17 protein-coding genes and 1 tRNA gene are annotated in these 24,326 nt (G+C 68.6%); 11 read left to right on the top strand and 7 right to left on the bottom strand.

Features of this window, described 5'->3' with window-relative positions; translation table 11 throughout:
- Positions 1-3,412, bottom strand: a 3,412-nt coding sequence (locus tag LBC97_14000) for a choice-of-anchor M domain-containing protein (GenBank protein ID MDR2567140.1), incomplete at its 3' end; no start/stop codon positions are given.
- A gap of 297 nt (positions 3,413-3,709) precedes the next feature.
- A complete protein-coding gene (locus tag LBC97_13995) occupies positions 3,710-5,152 on the bottom strand; it encodes a leucyl aminopeptidase (GenBank protein ID MDR2567139.1) in 1,443 nt (480 codons plus the stop codon).
- A gap of 33 nt (positions 5,153-5,185) precedes the next feature.
- Between LBC97_13995 and LBC97_13990 the strand changes: the two genes are divergently transcribed.
- Entirely contained in the window at positions 5,186-6,217 is a 1,032-nt protein-coding gene (locus tag LBC97_13990) for a quinone-dependent dihydroorotate dehydrogenase (protein MDR2567138.1), read from the top strand.
- On the opposite strand, the gene LBC97_13985 is transcribed toward LBC97_13990, so the two are convergent.
- Positions 6,210-6,842 (bottom strand): DUF3043 domain-containing protein, encoded by a 633-nt coding sequence (locus LBC97_13985; protein MDR2567137.1) that lies wholly within the window; start codon positions 6,840-6,842, stop codon positions 6,210-6,212. The genes LBC97_13990 and LBC97_13985 overlap by 8 nt on opposite strands.
- Before the next feature lie 31 nt (positions 6,843-6,873).
- On the opposite strand from LBC97_13985, the gene LBC97_13980 reads away from it, so the two are divergent.
- Genes LBC97_13980 through LBC97_13970 form a run of 3 tightly spaced genes read left to right on the top strand, consistent with a single transcriptional unit; the run spans position 6,874 to position 9,319 of the window.
- Entirely contained in the window at positions 6,874-8,214 is a 1,341-nt protein-coding gene (locus LBC97_13980; protein ID MDR2567136.1) for a M20/M25/M40 family metallo-hydrolase, read from the top strand.
- Positions 8,211-8,924 carry an alpha/beta hydrolase gene (locus LBC97_13975; protein MDR2567135.1) on the top strand — a complete coding sequence of 238 codons (714 nt, stop codon included), beginning with the start codon at positions 8,211-8,213 and terminating at the stop codon, positions 8,922-8,924. Before LBC97_13980 ends, LBC97_13975 begins: the two co-directional genes overlap by 4 nt.
- A 44-nt stretch (positions 8,925-8,968) precedes the next feature.
- The gene (locus LBC97_13970; GenBank protein MDR2567134.1) at positions 8,969-9,319 is read left to right on the top strand and encodes an iron-sulfur cluster assembly accessory protein; all 351 of its coding nucleotides are present in this window, start codon (positions 8,969-8,971) and stop codon (positions 9,317-9,319) included.
- A gap of 87 nt (positions 9,320-9,406) precedes the next feature.
- Here LBC97_13970 and LBC97_13965 read toward each other — a convergent pair whose 3' ends face one another.
- Positions 9,407-10,882: an aldehyde dehydrogenase family protein gene (locus LBC97_13965; protein ID MDR2567133.1), complete on the bottom strand. Its 1,476-nt coding sequence runs from the start codon at positions 10,880-10,882 to the stop codon at positions 9,407-9,409.
- Between the two features lie 1,066 nt (positions 10,883-11,948).
- Here LBC97_13965 and LBC97_13960 point away from each other — a divergent pair.
- A complete protein-coding gene (locus LBC97_13960; protein ID MDR2567132.1) occupies positions 11,949-13,844 on the top strand; it encodes an HNH endonuclease in 1,896 nt (631 codons plus the stop codon).
- Positions 13,845-14,035: 191 nt separating this feature from the next.
- Here LBC97_13960 and LBC97_13955 read toward each other — a convergent pair whose 3' ends face one another.
- Positions 14,036-14,566, bottom strand: coding sequence for a YbhB/YbcL family Raf kinase inhibitor-like protein (locus tag LBC97_13955; GenBank protein MDR2567131.1), 531 nt, complete (start codon positions 14,564-14,566; stop codon positions 14,036-14,038).
- Between the two features lie 535 nt (positions 14,567-15,101).
- Here LBC97_13955 and LBC97_13950 point away from each other — a divergent pair.
- The 5 genes from LBC97_13950 to rarD are packed head-to-tail and all read left to right on the top strand — an operon-like array spanning position 15,102 to position 22,361.
- The gene (locus LBC97_13950; GenBank protein MDR2567130.1) at positions 15,102-15,575 is read left to right on the top strand and encodes a hypothetical protein; all 474 of its coding nucleotides are present in this window, start codon (positions 15,102-15,104) and stop codon (positions 15,573-15,575) included.
- Complete coding sequence (locus LBC97_13945) at positions 15,566-17,149, top strand: DNA polymerase Y family protein (GenBank protein MDR2567129.1); 1,584 nt, start codon at positions 15,566-15,568, stop codon at positions 17,147-17,149. Before LBC97_13950 ends, LBC97_13945 begins: the two co-directional genes overlap by 10 nt.
- Positions 17,142-20,672, top strand: a complete 3,531-nt coding sequence (locus LBC97_13940) for an error-prone DNA polymerase (GenBank protein ID MDR2567128.1) — start codon at positions 17,142-17,144, stop codon at positions 20,670-20,672. The genes LBC97_13945 and LBC97_13940 overlap by 8 nt, the downstream gene beginning before the upstream one ends.
- A gap of 20 nt (positions 20,673-20,692) precedes the next feature.
- Positions 20,693-21,430 carry an NAD-dependent protein deacylase gene (locus tag LBC97_13935; GenBank protein MDR2567127.1) on the top strand — a complete coding sequence of 246 codons (738 nt, stop codon included), beginning with the start codon at positions 20,693-20,695 and terminating at the stop codon, positions 21,428-21,430.
- On the top strand, positions 21,423-22,361 hold the full coding sequence (gene rarD / locus LBC97_13930) for an EamA family transporter RarD (protein MDR2567126.1): 939 nt from the start codon (positions 21,423-21,425) through the stop codon (positions 22,359-22,361). Before LBC97_13935 ends, rarD begins: the two co-directional genes overlap by 8 nt.
- A 9-nt stretch (positions 22,362-22,370) precedes the next feature.
- Here rarD and LBC97_13925 read toward each other — a convergent pair whose 3' ends face one another.
- Together LBC97_13925 and LBC97_13920 are read right to left on the bottom strand one after the other, a co-directional pair.
- Positions 22,371-22,994, bottom strand: a complete 624-nt coding sequence (locus tag LBC97_13925) for a hypothetical protein (protein ID MDR2567125.1) — start codon at positions 22,992-22,994, stop codon at positions 22,371-22,373.
- 46 nt (positions 22,995-23,040) lie between these two features.
- On the bottom strand, positions 23,041-24,207 hold the full coding sequence (locus LBC97_13920; protein ID MDR2567124.1) for an AI-2E family transporter: 1,167 nt from the start codon (positions 24,205-24,207) through the stop codon (positions 23,041-23,043).
- A gap of 21 nt (positions 24,208-24,228) precedes the next feature.
- Here LBC97_13920 and LBC97_13915 point away from each other — a divergent pair.
- Positions 24,229-24,314 (top strand) — tRNA-Leu (locus tag LBC97_13915).
- Positions 24,315-24,326: the final 12 nt, after the last annotated feature.

Here is a 24,326-nt window from a genome sequence, read left to right as displayed (position 1 = left end):
CGTCGCCGGGCTGGTCCCCAGGTTCGTCGCCGGGCTGGTCCCCATGTTGATCGCCGGGCTGGTCCCCAGGTGGATCGCCGGGCTGGTCCCCAGGTTGCTCGCCGGGCTGGTCCCCAGGTTGCTCGCCGGGCTGGTCCCCAGGTTGATCGCCGGGCTGGTCCCCAGGTTGTTCGCCGGGCTGGTCCCCAGGCTCGTCGCCAGGCTGGTCCCCAGGCTCGTCGCCAGGTTCATCCCCAGGCTCGTCGCCAGGCTCGTCGCCGGGTTGGTCCCCAGGTTCATCCCCAGGCTCGTCGCCAGGCTCGTCGCCGGGTTGGTCCCCAGGCTCGTCGCCAGGTTCATCCCCAGGCTGGTCGCCAGGCTCATCCCCAGGCTGGTCGCCAGGCTCATCCCCAGGCTGGTCGCCAGGCTGGTCGCCGGGTTGATCCCCAGGCTGGTCGCCGGGCTCGTCGCCGGGTTGATCCCCAGGCTCGTCGCCGGGTTGATCCCCAGGCTGATCGCCAGGTTGACCACTGGCGACAACCGTCGCCGCCAGGGATGGCGCCGATGCCGCGGAGGCGCCCACGGCGTTGACGGCTGCCACGGTTGCGGTATAGGTGCCGGGGGCGACCCCGGTGAACACAGCCGCGGTCGCATTGCCGGGCACGTCCTGTGTTAGCGGAGCGTCGCCGCCCAGCAACTGCACCGTGTAGCCGGTCAGCGGGGAGCCGCCATCGGCCGGCGCGGCCCAGGAGACCTCGACTGTCGAACCGTTTACTGCGACGGCGGGGGCGCCGGGCGCCGCGGGTGCGGAGGCCAGTGGCGCCGCCACGCAGTTAGCCGGGTCGACTGCTGTCGGGTCGGCCCGGCCAACGGCAACCGCCAGGGTGAAGGCATCGCTGACAGGTGTTCCGCCCGTCAGCGTGGCCGAGCGTTCGAACGCCAGGCAGTAGACGCCCTCAGCGCTGAATGCCCAGTTGCCGTGGACATGCGACGCGGCCGGAATACTGAACGAGTCGGCGCCGTCCACGCCATCGGCGGTGTTGAACCGGACGTCGACGGTGTTGAAACCAGTGCCAGCGGTGTACAAGAAGAAGTCACCCGGCCCCTCTGCGCCGGTCAACGACCACTCCACCGCGCCCGCCAACGCGCCCGCCGCGATGTGTTCGGTCGACCAACCAGGCCAGAGCAGGGCTTCGTTCTGCGTCTGTGAGACTTGCCAGATTGGGCTGCCCTCAGCCCCGAGGAAGGCATATTGTTGCAGCGCTGGTACCGCTAGTTCCGCGCCCGGCAGTAGTTGGAAGACCACCGCGTCTGGGTCGTGCCAGGAGGCTCCCTCGCTGGTGGCGTTGGCCACACCCTCCAGCGTGGTGTCCTTCACCTTGGTGTCCAGGGCGCCGCCCGTGACCAGGGAGGCGACGTCCACATGGCCCAGGTTGAGGATTTTGGCGCCCGATGCCGTCTCGGTCCAGTTCGCCACCTCCCAAGCCGGGGTATCCGGTTCGGTTTCGCCCGGTCCAGTGCCCGGTAGCGGCACCTCGGACGCCCTGGTCCACGAGTCCGGGTCTTGGGCGCAGGTGGCGTCGAAGGCGCCGTGTTCGGCGCCGCGCCAGACCGCGCCGTCGTAGACGATGCGGTCACCGCCCACAATGCCGAGTTCGTAGTTCATGTGGTAGCCGTTCGGGTCCAGCGGGCCGTCCGCCACCAGGGTCAACACGTCCTCGTCAACCAAGGGCTGACCGGAGGCCGCGGTGGCGGTCCATTTCATGGTGACGCAATATTTGCCTGGCCGGGTCACCCGCGTATCCAGCCATTCGCGTTTCGCCTCCGGCCACAGTGTTTGGCTGGTGACGCCTTGGGCGGTGTCGAACTTCTGGTCCGCCCACTCTTCGAATTCAGCGGCGACGATAATATCCCCCGGCCCGTTCACGGCGGTGATCTCCCAGGTGATGTCACCCGCCAATTCGGCTGCGTCCACCTGCGCCGTGTCCCAGGTGTTGCTCCGGCTCAAGCGCTCCTGGCTGTCGTTGCCGGTGAACCAGTACGGGGCCACCACGCCGGCCGCGGCGTGCCAGATGACATCATCCACATCCCAAGCGGTGTCCGGGCCGTCCCCCCAGGTGGCTTCTTGGTTGAACGTCGCCTCCAGTTGGCCATTGGTGAGGTCGAGCGCGAACGCCGTGTTGCCCGAGGAACTGACATAAGGGGCGGTGCCGCTTGGCGCCAGTACCGTCCGCTCGGGGCGCGCCGGGAATTCCATCCCTCGTCCGCACGGTTCCACCGTGGCCGGGTCGACTTGGGAGCCGATCACATGGGTCAGGAGCTGGCGGTCGATTTGCCGGCCCGCGCCCGGCACGTCCGCCTGGACGCTGAACGCCAGGCAATACACCCCGGGCGCGGTGTAGGTCCAGTTGAAGTGAGAGTGGACTCCCATCGGCAGCGACCACGCCGTCGGCAATCCCTTGATAGTGCTGAACAGCGTGTTGCCGTTTGAGATCGCGGAACCCATCCACATCACTAGATCGCCCGGCGCGGCGCTCCCGCCCGGCCCGGTGACCGCATCCAACCGGAAAGAGAACGCACTATCTGTCGCCACCCCGGCCGCGGTCAGACTGGGGGACTGCACGGCCGCGCCAATCCACGCGCCGCCGTTCCCGCTGCCCTCGCCCGCTTGCCAAACCGTCGCGCCCGGCAACCCGATGAACGAGTAATCAGCCTGCGGGGTGTAAACCTCCGGCAGCGTCAGCTTCGAAGCGTCAGGGTGGACCATCACCAAATCGTCGTAATCGACCGTGCCCATCAAATCGCCGTGGGCGCGCAGCGTCAGCTTTTTGGTGCCGTCAACTGCGTCGATTTCCGGGTACAACACATCGGCGTGACCCACCGTCAAGTACGTCACCGCGTCCGGCTCCTCCGGTTCCGGCTCCGGCTCCGGCTCCCACGGCTCCGCCAAGGGGAAATCCACCTCCAGATCGCTCGCGAGATCGACATGCAGTCCGGACGCCGTGTTCCGCTGGAACATATGCTCGGTGGTTTGCCTCAGTTCGTTGATCGTGGGGACGAGACCCGGTGCCCCTGCGAGGAACACGAGCGTCGCCAAGTAGGTTTCCCCCTCGGCTGTCGTGGGTAAACCGTCCTGTTGCCAGGTGCCATCTGCGGCAATCGGTACCCTGAGCGGGAACACGGGATTGCTCGGGTTGCGTATGCTGCCGCTCGTCGGGTGAGAGAACTGGACCACAGCCTCGCTCAAACCGCGTTCACCCTCGTCTTTGAGGCCATTGTGGTTGAGGTCCTCGAAGGCGACGCCTCCCAGCGATATGGTGCCGGCGGTATCAGCCAGGGCGGCGGTGCCGCCCGCAATGGCGCCGGTCAGCGTCAAGCCAGCGGCGATTGCGGTTGCGGCCAGAGCATTCAGCTTGTTCCGGAGTGGGGTCATCGGTCGGGGTTCCCTTTCTGGGTTGTGCGGTTGGGGCGGAAGCGGGGACTGCGCGGTCTGGCCTGGCATTGCAAGGGTCTTTCTGGCCCCTTGGCGCAATGGGCGGCGGTGGCCGTAGGTGAACTTAAATGATTATCGTTCCGATCTAAACGCCAAAAGGACCCTTTGTCAAAACGGAAGACGCGTGGTCCTCCGCCGAGCCGTCCCTGCGATGTCGGAAACGGGCGCGCCGGGGCGACCGGGACCACGGCGCGCCGCACCCAAGCGGCGGAGGTGAAAAAAAGGATAAGGTCGGCGTCAGCCGGCGGCCGCGGTCTCCAGGTACTTCACCAGGGTGCGCACGCCGTAGCCGGTGCCGCCCTTCGGGGTGTAGCCCCACGGGTCGGCGGTGTTGAAGGCGGGGCCGGCGCAGTCGACATGGGCCCACGGGGTCTGGCCCACGAACTGTTTGAGGAACAGCCCCGCGCTGAGCATGCCGCCGGCGGCGTCGCCCAGGTTCGCGTTGGTGAAGTCCGCGACCTCGGACTTGAACACGTCCATCAACTCGGGCGGCAGCGGCATGGCCCAAGCCTCCTCGCCCGCCTCGGCCGCGGCTCGGACCACCTGGTCCCGGATCGCGTCCGTCCCCATGACGCCCGCGATCCGGTTTCCCAGGGCCGTTATCTGGGCTCCGGTCAGCGTGGCGATGTCGATGACCACGTCCGGCTTGTCCGCCAAGGCCGCCGCGATCCCGTCCGCCAGGACCAACCGGCCCTCCGCGTCGGTGTTGGTGACCTCGACCGCGTGCCCGTCTTTCAACTGGATCACGTCGCCCGGCCGTTCCGCCGCCCCGGACGGCATGTTTTCCGCCAAGCACAAGTACCCGGTCACCTTGACGGGCAGTTTCAGGTCCGATGCCGTCCGCACCGCCCCCAGCACCGCCGCCGCCCCGGCCATGTCGCTTTTCATTGTCGCCATGGACGCGCGGGACTTCAGGGACAAGCCGCCCGAGTCGAACGTGATGCCCTTGCCGACCAGCGCCACGTGACGCTTGGCGCGGGCCGGCGAATAGACCAGTTTGACAAGGCGCGGGGTATGGATCGAACCCTGGCCCACGGCGAGAACGCCGCCGAACCCGCCCTTGGCCAACTCGGATTCGTCGAGGACCTTGATCCTGACGGACGTTCCTTTGACCGCCTGGGCGGCCTGGTCCGCGAAGGTAGCGGGGTAAAGCCGGTTCGGCGGCTCGTTGGTCAGGCGGCGGGCCAGTTTGACGGCGCCAGCCACCGCCTCGGCGCGGGCGACCAGTTGGCGGGCCGCCTTGCCGGCCACCTCACGGGCGTCGGGGAGGGCCAAAACCAACTCGACGGCATCGGCGGCTCCGAGCAAAGCGCCCTCCGCGATGGCGGCCAGATAGGCGGGGTCGCCGGTCACCGGCGGGTGGCCCGGGCCGGGGTCGAAGGCCAAGGCGACCGGCCCGTCCCCCAACTGGCGAAGCGCGGCGCCCACCGCGCGCCGCAGGTCCTCCGGCCGGCGCGAATCCCCCAAGCCGACCACGGCCAGCACCTGGGCCGCGAAATCGCCGGTCACGGCGCTGGCGGGAACGCGCGCCAAATCGCCGCTCCGGCCGGTGAAACCAAGCGCTGCCAGGAGTTCGGCGCTTGCCAGGCCGGGCACGCCCCCCTTGGGATGGGCGCCGGTCAGAACCACGGGCACGTCAAGCGACCGGAAATCGGCGCTGGTCAGAGTCAAACTGGTCACCTGGCAATGCTAAGGCAGGTAACCTGTAGGACCGTGTACCGCCTGATCTTCAACGTGTTTTTCCGCCGGATGGACCCGGAGCGGGCGCACAAACTGGCCCTGGGCCTGATCACGGTCATGGGGGAGTTCGCCCCCGCGCGGGCGCTGGTCAGCCGTCTTTTCTGGGCGCGCGGAAGACGCCGGCCGGCCGAATTGTTCGGGCGGGCAATACCCGGGCCTTTGGGTTTGGCGGCGGGCTTCGACAAGGACGCCAAAGCGGTCAAAGGCCTCACCGCGCTGGGGTTCGGCTTCGTGGAGATCGGGACGGTCACGCGCTTCCCGCAGCCCGGCAACCCGCGCCCGCGTCTGTGGCGGCTGCTCGACCAGCGAGCCCTGCGCAACGCGATGGGCTTCAACAACGACGGCTCGACGGCCGTGGCCCGGACGTTGCGGCAACTGCGCCGGTCGGCCGCGGGGCGGGACAGCGTGGTGGGCGTGAACATCGGCAAATCGAAGGTGACCCCGCCTGAGGAGGCGGCCCAGGACTACTTCCTGTCCGCCCGGCGCCTCGCGAAATACGCCGACTACCTGGTCGTCAACGTGTCCTCGCCGAACACGCCGGGCCTCAGGGACCTGCAAGCCGTCGAGTCGCTCAGGCCGATCCTCTTGGCGGCGCGGGCGGGGGCCGCCCGCTCGCTGGCGAAAGAGGGGCGCTCCGGGCATGTGCCGCTGGCGGTCAAGATCGCCCCGGACCTGTCGGATGAAGACGTGGACGCAATAGCCGCCCTGGTCGAAGAACTCGACCTGGACGGGGTGGTGGCCGTCAACACCACCGTGGCGCATGACCTGGGGGCCGGCGGGTTGTCCGGCCCGCCGCTGCGCGAACGCGGCCTGGAGGTGGTGCGGCGGCTCCGGCGGCGGCTCGGGCCGGGGCGGACAATCATCGGCGTGGGCGGGATCACCTCGGCCGTGGACGTTGAGGAGTATCTGGCGGCCGGGGCCAATGCGGTGCAGGCCTACACCGCCTTTATTTATGAAGGGCCGGCCTGGCCGGCCCGCGTGCAGCGGCAGGCCGCCGCTAGCTAGGGAACTCGCCCCGCTTGACCTGCGGGTTCGGCATGCGCGTGCGGCGCATTTGCAGCGAGCGGTTGATGCCGTACCAAACCGAGCCCTTCGGCAGTTTGTCCTCGCCGAACTTGGCGATCAGCGCCTTCCTCAGCTTCCGCCCCCTGATGACCGCGTCCGCGATCACCGCGATCAGGACCACGTACATGAGCAGCATGACAATGGACGCGACGACCGGCACCGTCTGGATGAGGAAGAACAGCAGGATCAGCGAGCCCAGCGCCACGAACACGATGTACTCGCCGATCGAGCGCCGCGAGTCTATGTAGTCGCGGGTCCAGCGCCGCACCGGACCCTTGTCCCTGGCGGGCAGGTAGCGTTCGTCGCCGGTCTTCATCGCCAGGTCGAACCGTTCGCGGGCTTTGGCGCGCTCGGCCTTTTGCTGCTCCTTCGTCAGGGGCTTGGCCGCCGGCCCGCCCTTGACGCCCGCGCCGCCCAGCGGCCGCTTGTGGACCGCCTCGGCTTCCTTGCGTTTCGGCGTGGGACGGCCCTTGCCGCCCGGTTTGGCCTCAGGCGCGGGCTGTGGCTCGGCCTTCTTCAGGCCGCCGAAAAGCTTCACGGCGGGCTTGTTGGACTTGATTGGCACGGGATCAAGTCTATGGGGTTACGGTTGGAGCATGGTTAGCCTCCCTCAACTGAAAGAGCGTGTCGACGCGCAGTTCCCCGACACTGTGGCGGTCCTCGAAGAGCTGGTGCGCATCCCCTCGTATGCCGCGCCGTCCGCCCCGCCGGGGGTTTTGGCGCGCTCCGCCGCCCGTGTCGCGGAGTTGCTGGCCGGCGTGGGCGCCCAGGACGTGGAAGTGGTGAGCGCTGGGGGCGGCCCCGGCGTCATCGGGCAAATCTGGGTGTCCCATGCCGTTCCCACCGTCCTCCTCTACGCCCACCACGACGTCCAACCGGTGGCGGACGACTGGACAACCGACCCCTGGGAGCCGGTCGTCAAAGGCGACCGGCTGTACGGGCGCGGGGCGGCGGACGACGGCGCGGGGGTGGCCACCCATGTGGGCGCGGTCCGGGCGCTGGGCGGCGACCTGGGGGTCAACGTGCGGTTCTTCATCGAAGGCGAGGAGGAATCCGGGTCGCCCACCTTCGGGAACCTGCTGCGCCGGCACCGGGACCGGCTGGCGGCGGACGTGGTGGTGATCGCGGACTGCGACAACCCGGCGCCGGACGTGCCGGGGTTGACCGTGTCGCTGAGGGGCGTCACCGACCTGACCGTGACGTTGCGGGTTTCGGAGCACGCGGTCCACTCCGGCATGTTCGGCGGGGCTTTCCTGGACGCGCCCACCGTGTTGGCGCGGCTGGTCGCCACCCTGCATGACTCCTCCGGGGCGGTGGCGGTCCGGGGGCTGACGCCGACCGGGCACAGCGACGTGGCGGTCGAGGAGGCGGAAATCCGCCGCGCCGCCGCCCTGGTGCCGGGGCTGGCTCTGGCGGGTCGCGGCCCTTTGGCCGACCGCCTCTGGTGGAGTCCGGCCATCGACTTGATCGGCTTTGACGCGACCTCGGTGGACGAGTCCTCCAACACCATTTTGCCGGCGGCCCGCGCCCGCCTCTCGGTGCGGGTGCCGCCGGGGATGGACGCCGCCGTGGCGCAGGAACTGGTGGCGCGGCACCTGCGCGAACGGGTCGAATTCGGCGCCGAATTGACCATCGAGGAGGGGGTCAGCGGGCCGGGGTTCCAGACCGACACCTCCGGTCCGGCGTTCGGGGCCGTCTCGCGGGCTTTGGGCGAGGCCTTTGGGAATCCCGTGGTCCTGACCGGCCAAGGCGGGTCGATCCCGCTGGCGTTGGAAATCTCAGAGGTCTTTCCAGGGATCGAAGTCTTGCTGACCGGGGTTGAGGACCAAGACTCGCGGGCGCATTCCGGCGACGAGTCCGTGTCGTTGCCCATGCTGCGCCGCGCGGTGCTGGGCGAGGCGCTGGCGCTGGAATACCTGGCGCAGGGCGCGCGATGATTCTGGGCGACCTGAACGCCCTGGTGGACGGCGTGGGGCCGCCGGTGGTGCTGCTGCACGGCAATTCGGAGGACTGCTCCATTTTTGAGCCGCTGCGGCCCTATCTGTCCTCCTTCACCACGATCGCCATCGATTCGCGCGGGCACGGGGCCACGCCCATCGGGGATGCGCCCATGACGATCCCGCAGTTGGCCATCGACTGCCTGGGCGCGCTGCTCGACTACCGGCGGCGGTACCGCTACGACGGCCGCTTCGGGCTGATCGGCTTTTCCGACGGCGCCAACATTGGGCTTGAACTGGCCATTCACCGCCCCGAGTTGCTGGCCGCGCAGGTGCTGATGGGCGGCAACACGACTCAAGCCGCGCTGCGCCCGGTCACCAACCTGATCATCACCGCCGGGTATTGGGGGATGCGCGCGGCCGGTCTCTTCTCGGCCGCCGCCCGCCGGCGCGCGGCGGTTTGGGGCCTGATGATCGGCCAGCCGAACCACTCCAAGGCGATGCTCGAATCCGTGCGCGTGCCCACCTTGATCATGGTGGGCGCCCACGACATTGTGCCCCGCCACGAGTCGCAGCGGACCGCGCGGCTGATCCCCGGCGCCGAATGGGTTGAGATCGCCGGCCAGGGTCACAACCTGCCGTTGCGCGCGCCGCGGGTGGCTGGTCCGCTGGCGGCTGACTTCCTGGCGCGCCATTTGGCGGCCGGGTAAGGTTACCCTGATTACCTAATGACTAAAGGATATGGAGTTTCGCTATGACGATTGCCGCCACTGAGAAGACCCATGGCGTCACGCTGACACCGGCGGCGGCCGCCAAAGTCAAGGAGTTGTTGGACCGCGAGGGCAAGCCCGAACTGCGCCTGCGCCTGGCCGTGGAGCCCGGCGGCTGCGCCGGCATGCAATACGACCTGGGGTTTGACGACTCGGCGCTGGACGGCGACATGGTGGTGCTGTTCGACGGCGTCCCGCTGGTCGTGGACCAGCTATCCGCCCCGCTGGTGGACGGCGCGAAGATCGACTTCGAGGACTCGATCTCCAGCCAGGGCTTCTCGATCGACAACCCGAACGCCCGCCAGGGCTGCGCCTGCGGCAACTCCTTCTGCTAACCCCGCCACCCACGTCTGTCCCCACCTCTCAAATCGGGGACGGTCATTTCTTCGAAAGATGGGGACACACATTGCGGTCGGGAGCGCTCAGACGGGGTAGCCCACCGGGCCGTGCTTGACCGCCAGCCAGTGGGTGCGGGTGAACTCCTCGATGATCCATTCGTCGTTGAACCGGCCCAGGCCGGAGTTCTTCTCGCCGCCGAACATGACATGGGCCTCGTCCCCCACGGTTTGGTCGTTGACGTGGGTCATGCCCGCCTCGATCTTGGCCGCGAACCGGGTCGCCCGGTCCAGGTCGCCAGAGAACACCGCGCTGGACAGGCCGTACTCGGTGTCGTTGGCGATAGCCAGGGCGTCTTCTTCGTTTGCGGCCCGGATGATGGGCGCCATTGGGCCGAACGTTTCTTCGCGGGCCAGCACCATCGACTGTGTGACCTCGGTGAACACGTGCGGCGGCAGCACCTGTCCCACCGGCTCGCCGCCCAGCACCTGGACGGCGCCCTCGGCCCGGCACTGCGCCGCTTTGGCCACCAGCGTCTCAAGTTGGGCCTTGTTGATGATCGGCCCCACCAGGACCTCCGGATCCGCCGGATCGCCGTACTTGAGGGCGCGCGTGTGCTCCACGAAGGCGTCCGCGAACTGGTCGTAGATCGAGGCGTCCACCACGATCCGGTTCGTTGACATGCAGATTTGGCCTTGGTGCAAGAACCGGCCGAAGACGGCGGCGACGGCTGCCTGTTCCACGTCGGCGTCATCGAGCACCACGAACGGGGCGTTGCCGCCCAACTCCAAGCCGACGCGTTTCATCCGCCGTCCCCCCACCGCGAGGGCGCCCACGTGCTGGCCGACTTCCGAGGAGCCGGTGAAAGAGATCAGCTTGGGAACCTCGTGCTCAACCAGGTAGTCGCCGATTTCGGAGCCGGCGCCCACCACCACGGACAGGAGCCCTTGGGGCAGTCCCGCCTCCTCGAGCACCTTTGCCACCAACAGGCCGCCCGTGATGGGGGTGTCGCTGGCCGGCTTCAGCACCACGGCGTTGCCGAGCGCGAGGGCCGGCATGACCGAACGCATCGACAAGACGAAGGGGAAGTTCCACGGGGAGATGACCCCGATCACCCCGAGCGGCTGGCGCAGGATGCGGTTTTCCGTGTCCGGCACGTCGGACGGCCTGATCTGCCCGTGCGCCCGGTACGGCATGACTGCTTGGAGGGGCGCGGCGCCCGACACGAGCCCGGCCTCAAAGGCCGCCTTGAAGCGCGCCGAACCGGATTCGCGGATCAGCCAGTCGGTTATCTCATCCTGGCGCTCCGCGAGGATTTGGCCGGCGGCCGCGATCACGGCCGCGCGGCGGGCCGGCGGCGCCTCCCCCCATTCGCGCTGGGCTTCCGCTGCCGCCGCGTAGGCCTGGTCCACGTCGTCTTTGGAGGCCAGCCTGATCGTGGTCAGGGTCTGGCCGGTGTACGGGTCGGTGTCTGGGGCCTCCCTTGGGGAGGTGCCCTCCCGCCACTCGCCGGCTATGAATTGCTTGTCGAATCCGCTGTACGCGGGCTTGTTTGCTGCCATGTCGCTGGATGCCTTTCTGGATGGAGCCGGGTGCCTGGGCGGGGCGCTTTCGTCATTGAGGCGCCCCGCCTTGAACACGGACTGGATTGGTCGCACTGGATTAGTCGCGGCGCGCGGTGCCACCCGAGCGCGCCGTTTCGCGGGAAGCCGTGGCCCTGTGCGTCATCCCGCCGCCATTCCCGGATAAGGTGCGCGGCTCCGGCCACAGTGGTTCTTGGGGCCGTCAGAGTTCGGGGGATGGTGTCGTGGACTCATGGCCGCCGGCTGGCGCGGCCCGGCGCCTGGTGCCCCCTGCGTCCATGCCGGAGATCCGTTTCCGGGCATTGACCGCCCGACGCGGCTGCCTTCGACGCTAGCACTCGCCCCGCAGTTCGGGAACCCCCGAAATCCCGGTCTGCCGGGGCTGCGGCGGGCAACGCCATGGCCGTCGTCTTGGATGCCGCCAAGGTCGCCGATGCCGTCTGGCCCCCTCTGATTGGCCCATGCCGCCGCCATGTTCCGCCGGTTCGCGATTTGCGCCCGGCCGCTGCCGTGGGGAAGCCTGCATGGTCGCCATCGCGGTGAAGGCACCGTTGCCTCGGCGAGCGTATTCGCTGGTCGTTGCGCTGTCAGGCCCCGGCTTTCAGGTGGTTCGCCACGGCCGCCGATGCCGCTGGTTCCGTTTCGGTGCCGTCTCGGGTCTCGGCGGGGGCGGGTGGGGAAGCCTTTCGGGGTTGGCGGTTGGCGGTTGGCGGTTGGTGGGCGACGGGAGGGCGGGATGGCGGTCACTGCGGTCATGATGTCAGACCCGTCCTCTACGTTGGATCCATGGTTGGCGCAGCGGTTGTCAGAGCCCTGAGCGGGGCGGTGTTTGACCGCAGCCGGCCGAGGCGTCGTAGGGATGGGCGATCAGGTCCCCATGCTCGTGTTCTCCTCGACTCGGGCGGTGCCCTAGCCGGAGTTTTCTTTGCGGATCTGTTGACGCAGGCGCTCTCAGAGAGTAGTATAGACGTATGACAGACCGCCTTTTGAACAGGTCTCAAGCGGGGCTTGAAGGCGTGCGGCGCGCCGTGTTCGGAGTGGCGTTGTGAGCGCTGGGGAGAGTGCCGTTAGGCATGCGCCCGGCCGGTGGGCCGACGGCGGCGTCCTCCCGGCCAACCGGGAGCCGGGGAGCCCCGCAGGCGGGGGTTCGGGGGATGGCGCCGAGTTGGTGGCGGTGGGTTCGCGGGACGTCGCGTTGGTGCTGGCGGGGATTTTGGGGGGTGCGGGCTTGGCCGTCATCTGGGCGGCGGATGGTGTCTTGGCGGCCAGCCCGCCGGGCGCTGGGCGGCCCGCGTCGGATCCCCCCAACCCGTCTGGCCCGTCTGGTGCCGCTCTCGGTGCCGGCGGCCTGGCCGACTGGAACCTGCTGGAGTCGGGTTCGCGAGATCCCGGTTTGTGCGGCTTGGCGGCTTCAGGCTTGCTCGATGCGGGCTTGGCAGACGCGGACTTGCTAGCGGCACGGGCGCATTTGACGCGCTTCGCCTCCAGGGGCCGGGAGGGCCTGGGCGCCGGGGATTTGCTGGCGCATTTGGACACGCTGGCGGTGATCGGGAATCAGGCTGAGTCGTTGACCGCAGCGGTGGCGGAGGAAGCCAAGCGGAAAGGCGCGGCGGCGAAGATCGAGGGTTTGGACGTGGAGTCGCATCTGCAACTGGAATGGAAAATGCCCGCGAGCCAAGCGAGGAAGCTTGTCAAACAAGGGGAGGCGCTGCGGCCATTCGAGCTGGTTTCCGGGGCGGCCCAGCGGGGCGAGATGGCGCCGGCGCAGGCCCTGGCGGTGGCGCGGGAACTGAACGACTTCCCCGCAGATGTGCTGGGAGACCAGGCTTTGCGTGACGCGGAAGCTCGGCTGGTCGGGGAGGCTGGCCGTTTGGGGCCGAGGGCGCTGGCCGTGAAGGCCCGCAAACTGGTGGACCAGGCCCGTCAGAGGGCTGGCGTTGGCGGAGACCGGAAGGACCAACTTGACCGTGAGCGGGACAAAGCCCACAAGGAGCGGTTCTTGTCATTCCGCCGGGATGGTCAGGCGATGGTGATCAGCGGCCGGTGTCCGGTCGAGGTCGGGGCCAGAATCAAACGGCGTTTGGAGGGTGCGGCGCTGGCCGCCCGCCGGGAACGGACGGACCGCGCCAACGGTGGCGATCCGGACGCGGGCCGGTTGTGGGATCCGGCGGTTTCGGGCCAGCGAGACGCCGACCCGTTCGGCGCGTCGATGATGGACGCGTTCGCGGCCATGGCGGACGCCTACCCGCAGGACGGGGCCCCGCTGAAGGCGGGCAGGCCGGCCAGGATCGTGGTCACAATGACCAAGGACCAAGTCGGCTCTTCCGCCCCGGTTGGGGTGCTTGAGGACGGAGAGGAATTGTCGCCGGAGGCGATCAACCAGTTGGTCTGCGGTGCGGAGTGGGTGGCGGTGCTGACCGGGTCGTTCGGGGAGCCTTTGGACGTGGGCAGGGCGACCAGGGGCATACCGGCTGCGGTCAGGGTGGCGTTGAACCAGAGGGACGGTGGATGCGTGTTCCCCGGGTGCGGGGTCGGGCCGGACGGGTGCGAGGCCCACCACTTGCGGAAGTGGGTGCTTGGTGGCAACACCGGTTTGGACAACCTGATCCTGGCGTGTCATCGGCATCACCGGATTTTGGAAACGGCGGTGAAGTTGCCGGACGGAACCGGGTGGTTCCCTGGCTGCGACGACCCAACCCGGTGGCGGGCCGAGATCGACCCTGTCAACCACCACCCGGTGGTGATTCCCCCGGCCAGAGTAGACCCGTCTCGCACCCCGATGCTGAACGACCGGATCCGCGTCAAACTCGAAAACCTGGCCGGCGCTGCCAAACCCGCGCTGACCCGGTCGCCTGGGACACAACCGGAACATGGGGAGAACTCCGCCCTGACGGCGGCGGGAACCGGCGGCGCGGAGGTGCGGGGCGGGACTCTGCCCTGATGCGGACTGCGGAAGCCGCGTGTTGGCGCGGTTCCGCGCCGACGTCAGCCGGGCTCTGCCCTGAGGCCGGCTTTGGTAGCGGCCTCAACGGCCTCAACGGCGGGAGCGGCAGGTTCGAGCGGATGACGGCGGCGGCGGTGTGGCGGCATCGGGAAGCACGGCGATCCGCCCAGCCCCGTGATCGGGGACCGCTACCTCACTTGGTAAGTCGGAACGATCAGGGCCCGCGCCAGCGTGTGGAAGAGGGCGTTGAAAGCCGCCACCGTGGAGGACGCGGCGGGGCCGATCGGCAGCGTCTCGACATCCAGCGCGTGGACGGCGAAGTAGTAGCGGTGCGGGTAGTCGCCCTGGGGTGGCGCCGCTCCGGTGTAGCCGACAGTGCCCGCGTCGTTCCTGAGTTGGAAGACCGGATCCTGGAAAGCCGCGTCCGGCGCGCCAGCGCCCTGGTCTAGTTCCGTGATCGAGGCGGGCAAGTTCACCAAGGTCCAATGCCAAAAGCCCGCCGGGGTCGGGGCGTCCGGATCGAAGCAGTTGACCAGGAAACTCTTGGTCGCCTCCGGGAAGCCGCTCCACGCCAGTTGGGGCGAGAAGTTGCCGCCCGCCTGGATGAAAGTGCTTGCCAATTGAGTGTCAGAGGTGACATCCAGACTGGTGAGTGTGAATGAGGGCACCTTGGGGAGGAGTGAGTAGGGATCGGGTGGGATCGGGCGCGTTAGGTCCATGAGGAGATTTTACCCGTGGGCTCCGCGCAAGCGCCCGGGCGCGGCTGGATCCGGAAAGGCGGGAGCGGATCGGACTTGACACAAATGTACGAAGCGAGTTAACTAGGTGGGTCGAACAGGCGTTGTAGCTGGGGAGGTGATTACTGTGACGACATTCGACACTTCTTTGCCTGAGCGGGTAGCCCCAGCGTCGGTGCTGGAAAAGGCCAGACGGATGCTCCGGCTGGCGGAGGCGAAGACCGGCGCCCAGCCGGTCGGCGCGAATCCGGAGTTCCATTCGCAGATCCCTCGGACGGCCTCTCCGCGCCCACTGCCGTCCCGTAGCCCCGGTTTTGGCGGCGCGGCGACATTGCGGGAACGCGAGGGGACGCGGGAAGGCGCAGGGTTACGGGAATGCGAGGGAGCGCGGGAAAGCGGGAAGTTACAGGAAGGCGGAGGGGCACAAGGACGCGGGGGGCTGCGGGGACGTGGGGAAAAAGCTGTCGGGAGCCTTCGGACCGACTGGGAGCGGCTTACCTCGGCGGAACTGGCCCAGTTGGCCGGACCACATTTCTTGCCGGGGACGGTGGCCCAGGTCAGCGGATCGCTGGCGTCCTTTTGGGCGGTGGCCGCGACCGGCATGGGAGCGGAGGACTGGGCGGCCATCGCCGGTTTGCCGGAGGCGGGTCTGCTCGCGGCGGCCCAGGCTGGCGTGGTCCTCAGCCGCACCGTGGTTGTTCCCAGCCTGGGCAAACAGCCGCTCCGGGTCCTGGCCGGGCTGGTAGACGCCTACGGCTTGGTGATGGTCGGCGGGTTGAAGCTGGGGGCGGGCGACCGCCGCCGGATCGAGGCGCGGTTGCGTTTCACCGGCGGACGGCTGATCACCACCGGCGAATGGGGCGGCGCCAAACTGATTGTCAGGGTGGGCACCACGCACAGCGCGCCGCTAGGCGAGGGCCAAGGCGTGGCCGGCCAGCCCCGGTTCGACCTTGAGTTGGTCTGCAAAGGCAGTTTTGGGGCATGGCCATGAACGGAGGCGATTCCCCGGCGGCGCGCCGGTTGGCGGCGATCTGGATTCCGGACTGGCCGGTGGTGGCGGCCATCGAGGCGGGGGCGGCGCCAGCCGAGCAGCCGATCATGGTGGCTGACGCCCACCGAGTCAAGGCCGTCAGCGCGGCCGCCCGGGCGGCCGGGGTGCGGCGCGGCATGAAGCGGCGCACGGCCGCCTCGCTTTGCCCCGGCGCGGTGATAGTGCCAGCCGACCAAGTGCGAGACGCCCGCGCCTTCGAAGAATTGGCCGCACTGGTGCATACGCTGGTGCCGGCGGTCGAATTGCTGCGGCCGGGCCTGATGCTTTGCCCGGCCATTGGCGCCAGCCGCTATTACGGCGGCGACGAGGCCTTCGCCGAACAGCTCTTGACCGAGGTAGCGGCCCAGATCGGCACCGAAGCCTGGGTCGGGGTGGCGGACGGCCTGCTGGCCGCGATCCTGGCCGCCCGCGACGGCAGGGTGGTGCCGCGCGGCGAGTCGCGGGCCTATCTGGCGCCCAGGCCCCTGCGCGACCTGGGGGTGGCCCTGGGCGGCACGGCCAATGGCGAGAACCTGGACGTGTTGATGGATCTGCTGATCCGGTTGGGCATCAGGACCTTGGGCGATCTGGCCGAACTGCCGACCCGTAATGTGACCGAACGGTTTGGCGCGGTGGGGGTCTGGGCGCAGAGGCTGACCAGAGCCGAAGACGTTCTGACGGCGCCAGGGCACCAACTGCCCCGGCAGTTCATTGCCGTCTTGGAAGCCGATCCGCCCATGACCAGAGTGGACCAAGCCATTGTGGCGGCCCGGCAACTGGCCGGCGACCTGCACAACCAATTGGCCCAGCACGGCCAAACCTATGACCGGCTGCGCGTCAGCGCCATCACCGAAACCGGCGAGCAGCTAGAGCGGACCTGGCGTTTGGAAGGGGTCGACGCGGCTGGCGTGAAAGATCGGGTCCGCTGGCAACTTGAAGGCTGGCTGACCGGGCGCAGCGGTCTGTTGCCGACAGGCGCGTTGGTCCGGCTCAGTTTGGAGGCGGAGGAAGTCCATCCGGCCGGGGCGGGCTCGGCCCGGCTGTGGGGAACGAACGGCTACGCCGCCGCCCGGGCGGTGCGCGGCGCCGAGCGGATCCACACCATGCTGGGGGGACGCGGCGTCTACCAGCCGGTGGTGCAGGGCGGCCGCGAACCCAGGGGGCGGGTCCGGCTGGTCGAATGGGGCGAGGACACCATTCCGCTCAGACCCGTCGACCGGCCTTGGCCCGGCGCCGTGCCGGAGCCGTCCCCGAGTTTGATGCCGCCGAACCCGGTGCCGGTGGAACTGACCGACTCGAACGGCCAGACGGTCAAAGTCGGCTCGTCGCTTGAGTTGAGCGCCGGCCCGGCCAACTTGAACAAAGCCGCCGTCAAAGGCTGGGCGGGCCCCTGGCCGGTGGTTGAGCAATGGTGGGGGCCGGATTCGAAACGACGGGTTTACCTGCAGGTTCAGGTCGACCGCGGCGGCAGGGAGGAAACTACCTTGCTGGCCTGCGAGGCCGGCCAGTGGCGCTTGGAGGGGGTTTATGACTGACTACGCCGAACTCCACGCCCACAGCGCCTTCAGCTTCCTCGACGGCTGCAGCCAACCGGCGGACTTGGCCTACCAGGCCGCCAAATTGGGGCTCAGCGCCATGGCGATCACCGACCATGACGGCCTTTACGGCGTGGTGCAGTTCGCCGAGGCGGCCCGGGAGGTCGGTTTGCCCACGGTCTTCGGCGCGGAGCTGACCTTGGACGGCGGCCCCGAGGAGCCGGGCGTCAGCGACCCGCCGGGAACCCATCTGCTGGCGTTGGCGCGCGGGCCGGAAGGGTACAAACGGCTCAGCCGGGCGATCGCCCTGGCCTATCTGGCCGTGGGGGAGAAGGGGCCGCCCCGCTACGACCTGGACGCCTTGGCCGCCGCCAGCGGCGGCGAATGGCTGATCCTGACCGGTTGCCGGAAGGGCGCGGTCCGGCGCGCCCTGGCGGACCGGTCCGCCTTCAGCGGGAGGGCGGCAAACTCCGCCGATGCCGTTCGGGCGGCTGTCGGCAATCCCGCTGGCGGCACCGCCCGGGAAGTGACCGGCGGCGCAACCGGGGAGACGGTCGGCAACGCCGCCGGTGCCGTCCGGGCGGTTGCCGGCGATGCCGGCTGGGGGATGGTTGGCGGTGGCGCCCGCGCGATGACCGGCGATGCCGCCTGGGGGATGGCCGGCAATGGCGCCCGGGCGGTTGCCGGCGATGGTTCCCGCGCGATGGTCGGCGGTGGCGCCTGCGGGACCGGCCCCGCGGCCGACCGGCTGGCGGCGGCCAGAAGAGAACTGGACCGTTTGATCCACTTGTTCGGCCGGGACAACGTGGCGGTTGAGATCACCGATTCGGACAGCCCCGGGGATCCCGCCATGATCGCGGCCCTGACGGAGTTGGCGACGGGCGCCCGGTTGCCGCTGGTGGCCACCGGCAACGTCCATTACGCCAAGACCAGCCAATTCCCCATGGCCAGCGCCATGGCGGCGATCCGCGGCCGGCGCAGCCTGGAGGAGATGGACGGCTATCTGCCCGCCGGGCCGACGGCGGCGCTGCGTTCGCCAGGGCAGATGCTGGCCCGCCTGAGCCGTCATGGACCGGAGGCGGCAGCGGCCGCCGCCACCGCCGCCAAACTGGCCGCCGAATGCGCTTTCGATTTGAAGCTGATCGCGCCCAAGCTGCCGCCCGCCTACGTGCCGAAGGGCCATGACGAGGACAGTTGGCTCGAGGAGCTGACTTGGCGCGGGGCCGAACAGCGTTACGGCCCGCGCGGCCCGGCGAACGCCAAGGCCTACCAAACCCTGGCGCACGAATTGGGGGTCATCAAGGAGCTTGGGTTCCCCGGCTACTTCTTGATCATGCGCGAGATCGTCGAGTTCTGCGAGGAGCAGGGGATCCTCTGCCAGGGCCGGGGCTCGGCCGCCAATTCGGCGGTCTGCTACGCGCTCGGCATCACGGCCGTGGATGCCGTCCGCCACGGCCTGCTGTTTGAACGCTTTTTGGCCCCGGAACGCGAGGGTTATCCCGACATTGACCTGGACATCGAGTCGGGCCGCCGCGAGGAGGTCATCCAGCATGTTTACGCGCATTACGGCCGCGAGCGGGCGGCGCTGGTCGGCGCGGTCATCACGTACAGGCCAAAGCTGGCTTTGCGGGACGCCGCCCGCGCGCTCGGCCACGGCACTGGCCAGCAGGACGCCTGGTCCAAGCAGGTCGAACGGTGGGGCCATCTGCACAAGGGCAAGGTCCGCTACGTCCCGTGGGGCCGGGGCGGCGCGGGCCCGGTCGATGCCGACGACGACCTTTCCGCCATTCCCGCCGACGTCCTGGGGCTGGCCGAGTCGTTCATGCATCTGCCGCGCCACCTGGGCATCCATCCAGGCGGCATGGTCTTGGCGGACCAGCCGGTGATCGACATCTGCCCCGTCCAGTGGGGCCGGATGGAGGACCGGTCGGTGTTGCAGTGGGACAAGGACGACGCGGCCAACGCCGGCCTGGTCAAGTTCGACCTGCTCGGTTTGGGCATGCTGGGCGCCGTCAGGCTGGCGTTCGAGGAGATCGAGCGCGCCGAGGGCGAACGCTGGCAGATGCACACAATCCCGCCTGAATGCCCGGAGGTCTACGACTTGCTGTGCGCCGCGGACACGGTGGGCGTGTTCCAGGTCGAGTCCAGGGCTCAGATCGCCACTTTGCCGAGGCTGCGGCCGCAATGCTTTTACGACATTGTCGTGGAGGTGGCCCTGATTCGGCCGGGGCCCATCCAGGGCGGCTCGGTCCACCCTTACATTGAGCGCCGCCGGGGCCGCCAACCGGTTGTCTACGACCACGAACTGGTGCGCCCCGCGCTGGAGCGCACCCTGGGCGTGCCGTTGTTCCAGGAACAGCTGATGCAGATGGCCATCGCGGCGGCCGGCTTCAGCGCCGGCCAGGCCGACCAGCTGCGGCGGGCCATGGGCTCGAAGCGGTCCACCGAACGGATGGAGGCCCTCAAAGAGGCCCTCATGGCGGGCATGCGGGAACGCGGCGTGCCCGCCGCCGCCCGGTCCAGGATCTACGACCAGTTGAGGGCGTTCGCGGATTTCGGGTTTCCCGAATCGCATTCTTTCTCCTTCGCTTTGATTGTTTACGTGTCGGCGTGGTTGAAGGTGTTCCACCCGGCGGCCTTTTACGCCGCGATTCTGGCTTCGCAGCCGATGGGTTTCTATTCGCCGCAGTCGCTGGTGGCGGACGCCCGCCGTCACGGCTTGGACGTGCGCGGGCCGGATGTGCAGCGGTCGGGGGCCCAGGCCCGGGTGGAGCGGACCGGGCCGGGGGACAGACCCTATTCGAAGCTCCTCAGAGGCGACCCGGAACTGGGGATCAGGTTGGGTTTGGCGGCGGTGCGCGGGATTGGGGCCAAGAAAGCGGAGGCGGTCCAGGCCGAGCGGGAGCGGGGCGGAGCGTTCCGGTCGTTGACCGACTTGGCGCACCGGTGCGGCCTGACGCCGCGCCAAATGGAGTCTTTGGCCACCGCCGGGGCCTTGGGGGACTTGGAACCCGACCGCCGCAGGGCGTTGTGGGCGGCCGGCGCGACGGGCGCGGCCGGCGAACTGCCGGGCACCACCCCCGGTTTGGAGGCTCCGACTTTGCCGGGCATGTCGGACGAGGAGTTGGCCATGGCCGACATGTGGGCCACCGGGGTCACTTTGGCCGAATACCCCACCGTCCACGTCCGGGACCAGTTGACTGCCGCCGAGGTGGTCCCGAACGACCAGGTCGCCTCTCATCCGAACGGCGAGTGGATCAAGGTGGCGGGCGTGGTCACCCACCGCCAGCGTCCGGGCACCGCGGCGGGCGTGACCTTCCTCAACCTGGAGGACGAGACGGGCCAGGTCAACATAATCTGCACCGCTGACGTGTGGAACCGGTTCCGAAAAGTCGGCCGCACGGCATCGGCCATGGTGGTGGCGGGAAGGCTGGAAAACCACGACGGGACGGTCGGCATAAAGGCCGGCCACCTGCACCCCCTTTACCTCAAAGTGCCCACCAAATCTCGCGATTTCCACTGAGGATGTGGTAAAGCTGACGGGTGAGCCCGTTGCAAGACATGATCGACGCGTCGCGCCGGATCGTTTTCTTTGGCGGAGCGGGCGTGTCCACCGAATCGGGGATTCCGGATTTCCGGTCCGCGGACGGGCTGTACATGGCGGGCGGTCCAATCCCGCCGGAGGTCATCTTGTCGCGCAGCTTCTTCGAGGCGCATCCGCGCGAGTTCTTCGAGTTTCACCGCCAAAACGTGCTCCACCCGGAGGCGCGCCCCAACGCGGCCCACCGCAAACTGGCCGAACTCGAGCGGGCGGGCCGCCTGGCGGCGGTGGTCACGCAGAACATCGACGGCCTGCACCAGACCGCGGGCTCGGTTAACGTCATCGAACTGCACGGTTCCGCGCATCGCAACCAGTGCGCCCTCTGCGGACGGCAACACCCCATGGAAGTGGTCTACCGGGCCGAGGGGATCCCGCGCTGCGACTGCGGCGGGGTGATCGAACCGGCGGTGGTCCTTTACGAGGATCCGCTCGACCGTAATGTGATCGCCGCCGCCGTCAAGGCGATCACTGGGGCGGACATGCTGATCATTGGCGGCACCTCACTCGTGGTGTATCCCGCGGCCGGACTGGTCGATTACTTCGAGGGCGACCGCCTGGTGGTCATCAACAAAGGCGGACCCGTGGGCGCCGGCGACCTCGCCGGGAGGGCGCTCATGATCAGCCAGCCGATCGGCGAGGTGCTCGCGGAGATCGAGGTCAGGCCGGTGGGCGGTGCCTGACCCGCGCGATCGCCCCAAACCCGGTCGGCGGACCGGGCCGGCCCTCGGGGTCGGGGCGTATTTCCTCTGGGGCCTGCTGCCGCTCTATCTGTTGCTGGCGGAGCCGGCCGGCGCCCTTGAGGTCATAGCGCACCGGCTGATCTGGTCGGCGGTCATGCTGCTTGTCATTGTGGCGGCGACCGGTCAGTTCGCCTCGCTTTGGCGGGCCTTCGCCAATCTGCGGGCACTGGGGGCGCTGAGCCTGGCGGGGGTGTTGCTGACCGTCAACTGGCTGGTCTTCGTCTGGGCCATTTACCACGGCCAACTTGTCAACGCGGCGCTCGGCTATTTCATAAACCCGCTGGTCAGCGTGCTGTTGGGGGTGGTACTGCTGGGCGAGCGGCTCCGGGCCGTGCAATGGGCCGCAGTCGGGGTGGGCGCCGTCGCGGTGGTCGCCGTGGGCTTCGGCGTCGGCTCCTTCCCGGCCGTGGCGTTGGCCCTCGCGTTCAGCTTCGGCTTCTACGGCTACATCGAGAAGCGGGTCGGCGGCGGCGTCTCCGCCGTCACGTCGCTCAGCGTGGAGACCCTGGTCATGGTGCCGTTTGGGTTGGCCTACGCGGTGGCGCTGGGGACGCGCGGCGAGGCGGCCTTCGGCGCCAACGGCCCGTGGCACGCGCTGATAATGGTCGGCTTGGGCGCGGTCACCTTGGCGCCGCTGCTGCTGTTCAACGGCGCGGCCCGCCGCCTGCCGCTGTCCGTCCTCGGCTTGATCCAATACTTCTGTCCGGTGATGCAGTTCATCACCGGCGTGGTGTTCCTCCACGAGTCCATGCCGCCGGTCCGCTGGGCCGGTTTCGGCTTGGTTTGGGTGGCGCTTATCGTCTTGTCCGCCGATGCCGTCTGGCGCTCCCGGCGCTCCGCCTCACGCCGGCGGGTGCCCGCCTCGCCGTAGCGGCAGTGGTCAGGTGGCCTCCGCGAGCGCCTTGAGGTTTCGCAGGAGGCCGCGGGTGAGCAGGAACCACAGCCAGTTCGTGAAGGCCGTGGCGAATCCGACCCATGTGCGGGTCCAATACGACCGTTCGCGGACCAGGAGCCGGGTGGCGCCGCCCTCGATTGGCTCCATGACAAAGGCCCACGACTTGACCCAGGGCTGGAGCGGCAGCTGGTGTTCGTCGGCGAGCAGGACGATCGCCCGGTTCGACTCCAATTGGTGGACGCGGAAGACCATCGTGTCGATCAGGTCGACGGCATCGCCGACTTTGAGGTCCTGCAGGTCCTGGATGATGGTTGACGCGGAGACGATGGGCGCTGACGAGAACCGGGAGATCAGCGAATCGGAGGAGTACCAGCCGGCCCGCCCGGTGCCCATCTGGACCAGCCAGGGCCAGACCGATTCGGGCGGGGATTGAATGGTGATCGCTCGGGTTGAGCGAAAAACTGGGCTTGGGACTAGTTCGTCGCCGGGCAGTGGCGCGCTCCGTTCTTGAGGGGTCGCTCCCCAGCCGCGATGCAGTCTGGACCCCACGACGATGGTCCCGGCTGCCGCCAGTCCGGCCCCAATGGCCAAGGCGTTGCGCAGCTTCATTCGACAATCATGGCACACGCCAATTCAATGTGTGATGTAGGTCACATCAACTTGAGGCTTTACCCGCGGCTTTGGGCGGTTCCTCCAACTCGCCGGTCAATTCGGCGCTGATTGCGCGGAGGCGGGAGAAGACGGCCCAGCAGACCGCCACGGCCGGGACCGCCACGATCGCGCCGACCACGCCGGCGGTCAGGGCGCCCGCCACCACGGCCACGGCCACGGCCACCGGATGCAGGCGGACCTGCTTGGACATGATCAGCGGCTGTAGGAGGTGGCCCTCGATCTGGCCGATCAGCACCACCAGCGCCACCACCGCCAGCGCCCACCAGGGGCCTTTGGCGGCGAGCGCCACCACGATGGCGACCGTCATGGCGATGGCCGAGCCGACGTAGGGGATGAATGTGCCCATCGAAACCAGGACGCCGATCGGCGTGGCGAGGGGAATCCCCATAAAGGCAAGGGCGAGGCCGGCGAACAGTCCGTTGGTGACGCCCACTATGACGATTCCCCGGGTGTACCCGGAGAAGGTGGTCCAGGCGGCCAGCCCCGCCGCGTCGAGCTTGGCGGCGGTTTCGGAGCGGAACTGGCTTAGCAGCCATTGCCAGATCGAGGTGCCGGAATTGATGAAGAAGACCGAGCAGAACAGGGCCAGGATCAACGCGGTCAGGACTTCGGCGACCACGCCGAACCGCGTGATGACCTCGCCGACCAGTGTCGAGGAGTTTTCGCGGATCCAGTTTGAAACCGTCTCGCCCAATGAGCCCAGGTCCAGGTCGTCAAAGGGGGCGGGCAACCTGGAGAGCATCTCGTTGATCGCGTCGATCCCGTTGATGAGCTCGTCGGTCAGGCGCGGTATCTGGTTGGCGACGCTGACGCCCACAAAGGTGCCGATCCCCCCGATCACGCCGACCGCGACAATGAAGCCCATCCCGGTGGCCAGCGGCCGCGGCATCCAGCGGATGCGGTCCAGCAGGTTCACCAGCGGGCGGAGCACGGATGTGATGACGAAGGAGACGAACAGGGCGACGGCCACGAGTTCGACTTCCATGACGCCCCGCCCGGCTATGTAAACCGCGGCCAGAAGCACCAGCATGCGCCAGGCGTTCCCGGCGCCAACCTGCAGCCAGCGCGGAACGCCGTCCAACTGGGGCGACGTGTTTTGCACCCTCCAAGTTTGGACCAGCCGCCGCTCCTGGTCGAACCGACGGGCCATGGTATCTTGTCTTGGCTACCAGTCCGAGTGGCGGAATAGGCAGACGCGCTAGCTTGAGGTGCTAGTGCCCTTTACGGGGCATGGGGGTTCAAGTCCCCCCTCGGACACCGAACCCTTGC

Source organism: Bifidobacteriaceae bacterium (genome assembly GCA_031281585.1).
In the GTDB taxonomy this organism is placed as follows: domain Bacteria; phylum Actinomycetota; class Actinomycetes; order Actinomycetales; family WQXJ01; genus JAIRTF01.
This window is presented reverse-complemented; position numbering and strand designations above follow the sequence as displayed.

Coding starts and splice junctions, on each gene's coding strand:
- LBC97_13980 (MDR2567136.1), top strand. CDS start 6,874: ATGGTTAGCCTCCCTCAACTGAAAGAGCGTGTCGACGCGCAGTTCCCC.
- LBC97_13975 (MDR2567135.1), top strand. CDS start 8,211: ATGATTCTGGGCGACCTGAACGCCCTGGTGGACGGCGTGGGGCCGCCG.
- LBC97_13970 (MDR2567134.1), top strand. CDS start 8,969: ATGACGATTGCCGCCACTGAGAAGACCCATGGCGTCACGCTGACACCG.
- LBC97_13965 (MDR2567133.1), bottom strand. CDS start 10,882: ATGGCAGCAAACAAGCCCGCGTACAGCGGATTCGACAAGCAATTCATA.
- LBC97_13955 (MDR2567131.1), bottom strand. CDS start 14,566: ATGGACCTAACGCGCCCGATCCCACCCGATCCCTACTCACTCCTCCCC.
- LBC97_13945 (MDR2567129.1), top strand. CDS start 15,566: ATGGCCATGAACGGAGGCGATTCCCCGGCGGCGCGCCGGTTGGCGGCG.
- LBC97_13940 (MDR2567128.1), top strand. CDS start 17,142: ATGACTGACTACGCCGAACTCCACGCCCACAGCGCCTTCAGCTTCCTC.
- LBC97_13925 (MDR2567125.1), bottom strand. CDS start 22,994: ATGAAGCTGCGCAACGCCTTGGCCATTGGGGCCGGACTGGCGGCAGCC.
- LBC97_13920 (MDR2567124.1), bottom strand. CDS start 24,207: ATGGCCCGTCGGTTCGACCAGGAGCGGCGGCTGGTCCAAACTTGGAGG.